We start from the raw sequence: 3,738 nt of genomic DNA, 5'->3' as shown, positions 1-3,738 counted from the left end.
CCTTCTCTTCGGGGTTGGGGGTCGTAATTTTTTTACGGAGAGTTTGATCCTGGCTCAGGACGAACGCTGGCGGCGTGCTTAACACATGCAAGTCGAACGATGAAGCCCAGCTTGCTGGGTGGATTAGTGGCGAACGGGTGAGTAACACGTGAGTAACCTGCCCTTGACTCTGGGATAAGCGCTGGAAACGGCGTCTAATACCGGATACGACCTGCCCCGGCATCGGGTGCGGGTGGAAAGTTTTTCGGTCAAGGATGGACTCGCGGCCTATCAGCTAGTTGGTGAGGTAATGGCTCACCAAGGCGACGACGGGTAGCCGGCCTGAGAGGGTGACCGGCCACACTGGGACTGAGACACGGCCCAGACTCCTACGGGAGGCAGCAGTGGGGAATATTGCACAATGGGCGAAAGCCTGATGCAGCAACGCCGCGTGGGGGATGACGGCCTTCGGGTTGTAAACCTCTTTTAGTAGGGAAGAAGGGCTTCGGCTTGACGGTACCTGCAGAAAAAGCACCGGCTAACTACGTGCCAGCAGCCGCGGTAATACGTAGGGTGCAAGCGTTGTCCGGAATTATTGGGCGTAAAGAGCTCGTAGGCGGTTTGTCGCGTCTGCTGTGAAAACCCGAGGCTCAACCTCGGGCCTGCAGTGGGTACGGGCAGACTAGAGTGCGGTAGGGGAGAATGGAATTCCTGGTGTAGCGGTGGAATGCGCAGATATCAGGAGGAACACCGATGGCGAAGGCAGTTCTCTGGGCCGTTACTGACGCTGAGGAGCGAAAGCGTGGGGAGCGAACAGGATTAGATACCCTGGTAGTCCACGCCGTAAACGTTGGGAACTAGATGTGGGGACCTTTCCACGGTCTCCGTGTCGCAGCTAACGCATTAAGTTCCCCGCCTGGGGAGTACGGCCGCAAGGCTAAAACTCAAAGGAATTGACGGGGGCCCGCACAAGCGGCGGAGCATGCGGATTAATTCGATGCAACGCGAAGAACCTTACCAAGGCTTGACATATACCGGAAACTTCCAGAAATGGTTGCCCCGCAAGGTCGGTATACAGGTGGTGCATGGTTGTCGTCAGCTCGTGTCGTGAGATGTTGGGTTAAGTCCCGCAACGAGCGCAACCCTCGTTCTATGTTGCCAGCACGTCATGGTGGGAACTCATAGGAGACTGCCGGGGTCAACTCGGAGGAAGGTGGGGATGACGTCAAATCATCATGCCCCTTATGTCTTGGGCTTCACGCATGCTACAATGGCCGGTACAAAGGGCTGCGATACCGTAAGGTGGAGCGAATCCCAAAAAGCCGGTCTCAGTTCGGATTGAGGTCTGCAACTCGACCTCATGAAGTCGGAGTCGCTAGTAATCGCAGATCAGCAACGCTGCGGTGAATACGTTCCCGGGCCTTGTACACACCGCCCGTCAAGTCATGAAAGTCGGTAACACCCGAAGCCAGTGGCCTAACCGCAAGGAGGGAGCTGTCGAAGGTGGGATCGGTGATTAGGACTAAGTCGTAACAAGGTAGCCGTACCGGAAGGTGCGGCTGGATCACCTCCTTTCTAAGGAGCATCTGGACACCGCAGGGTGTTCCAGGCGCCAGATCAAAGCGAATGTCTTTGCTGGTAGCTCATGGGTGGAACATTGAACTAGGTGCTCGGTGAGATCGTCTCGCGTCAGTACAGCCTTCGGGTTGGGAACGCGTCGGGGCGGTGGAGTCGGGTACATGCACGCTGTTGGGTCCTGAGGGACCGGGCCGGCTGCCTTCGGGTGGCGGGGTCGACTCTCCGGATCTTTTTCTCACGCCTGGGTGTGTGGGAGAGGGATACCGCCCGTATTTTGAGAACTACACAGTGGACGCGAGCATCTTAGATTCACGGCTTCGGTCGTGGATCGACAAGATTCGCATGGCGCGGCTTTCGGGCTGCGGTCATGCAAATCATTGGATCTGCAACTTTTCGAGTTGTAGTTTCTTAACTCATGTGATTAGCAAGTTCATAAGAGCAAACGGTGAATGCCTTGGCATCTGGAGCCGAAGAAGGACGTCGTAATCTGCGATAAGCCTCGGGGAGCTGATAAACGAGCTGTGATCCGAGGATTTCCGAATGGGGAAACCCCGCCAGGCCCCTTGTGGTGACCTGGTGACTCCCGCCTGAATATATAGGGCGGGTAGAGGGAACGTGGGGAAGTGAAACATCTCAGTACCCACAGGAAGAGAAAACAACAGTGATTCCGTCAGTAGTGGCGAGCGAACGCGGAAGAGGCTAAACCGAGTCATGTGTGATACCCGGCAGGGGTTGCATGGCCGGGGTTGTGGGACTTTTCGTTCCGGTCTGCCGGCCGGTGAACGTTACAGCGCATCATAGACGAACAGGTTTGAACGCCTGGCCAGAGCGGGTGCGAGCCCCGTAGTCGAAATGGTGTTATGGCGTGAAGAGTATCCCAAGTAGCACGGGGCCCGAGAAATCCCGTGTGAATCTGTCAGGACCACCTGATAAGCCTAAATACTCCCAGATGACCGATAGCGGACAAGTACCGTGAGGGAAAGGTGAAAAGTACCCCGGGAGGGGAGTGAAATAGTACCTGAAACCGTTTGCTTACAAACCGTCGGAGCCTCCTTGTAGGGGTGACGGCGTGCCTTTTGAAGAATGAGCCTGCGAGTTAGTGCTCTGTGGCGAGGTTAACCCGTGTGGGGCAGCCGTAGCGAAAGCGAGTCCGAATAGGGCGATTCAGTCGCAGGGTCTAGACCCGAAGCGAAGTGATCTATCCATGGCCAGGTTGAAGCGACGGTAAGACGTCGTGGAGGACCGAACCCACTTCAGTTGAAAATGGAGGGGATGAGCTGTGGATAGGGGTGAAAGGCCAATCAAACTTCGTGATAGCTGGTTCTCTCCGAAATGCATTTAGGTGCAGCGTTGCGTGTTTCTTGCCGGAGGTAGAGCTACTGGATGGCCGATGGGGCCCAAAAGCTTACTGACGTCAGCCAAACTCCGAATGCCGGTAAGTGAGAGCGCAGCAGTGAGACTGTGGGGGATAAGCTTCATAGTCGAGAGGGAAACAACCCAGACCACCAACTAAGGTCCCTAAGCGCGTGCTAAGTGGGAAAGGATGTGGAGTTGCACAGACAACCAGGAGGTTGGCTTAGAAGCAGCCACCCTTGAAAGAGTGCGTAATAGCTCACTGGTCAAGTGATTCCGCGCCGACAATGTAACGGGGCTCAAGCACGCCACCGAAGTTGTGGCATTGACATTAGTGGTAGGCCTTCGTGGTCCAGCCGTGTTGATGGGTAGGAGAGCGTCGTGTGGCGAGTGAAGCGGCGGTGTGAACCAGCCGTGGATGCCACACGAGTGAGAATGCAGGCATGAGTAGCGAAAGACGGGTGAGAAACCCGTCCTCCGGAAGACCAAGGGTTCCAGGGTCAAGCTAATCTTCCCTGGGTAAGTCGGGACCTAAGGCGAGGCCGACAGGCGTAGTCGATGGACAACGGGTTGATATTCCCGTACCGGCGAAGAACCGCCCAAGACAATCCAGTAGTGCTAAGTATCTGAATCCCTTTGATGGATCCCTTCGGGGTGAAGCGTTGGGCCTAGCGTACGACCCCGTGCTGGTGCGTTTAGCGTATTAACAGGTGTGACGCAGGAAGGTAGCCGAGCCGGGCGATGGTTGTCCCGGTCTAAGGATGTAGGGCGAACGATAGGCAAATCCGTCGTTCATATAGCCTGAGATCTGATGGGTAGACGCAAGAC

The 3,738-nt window shown here is 55.9% G+C and carries 2 rRNA genes (1 of these 2 only partly in view); both read left to right on the top strand.

What is annotated here, in order from left to right:
• The first annotated feature begins 31 nt into the window (after window positions 1-31).
• Window positions 32-1,554: ribosomal RNA gene (locus tag C5C44_RS16575) — 16S ribosomal RNA — on the top strand.
• A gap of 425 nt (window positions 1,555-1,979) precedes the next feature.
• Window positions 1,980-3,738: ribosomal RNA gene (locus C5C44_RS16570) — 23S ribosomal RNA — on the top strand (it continues 1,456 nt past the right edge of the window).
• The 16S and 23S rRNA genes sit together here, the layout of an rRNA operon.

The sequence above is a fragment of the Rathayibacter sp. AY1F6 genome, from assembly GCF_002932035.1.
Classification (GTDB): Bacteria; Actinomycetota; Actinomycetes; order Actinomycetales; family Microbacteriaceae; genus Rathayibacter.
Note: the sequence above shows the minus strand (reverse complement) of the source record. Positions and strands in the feature narration are given on the sequence as shown.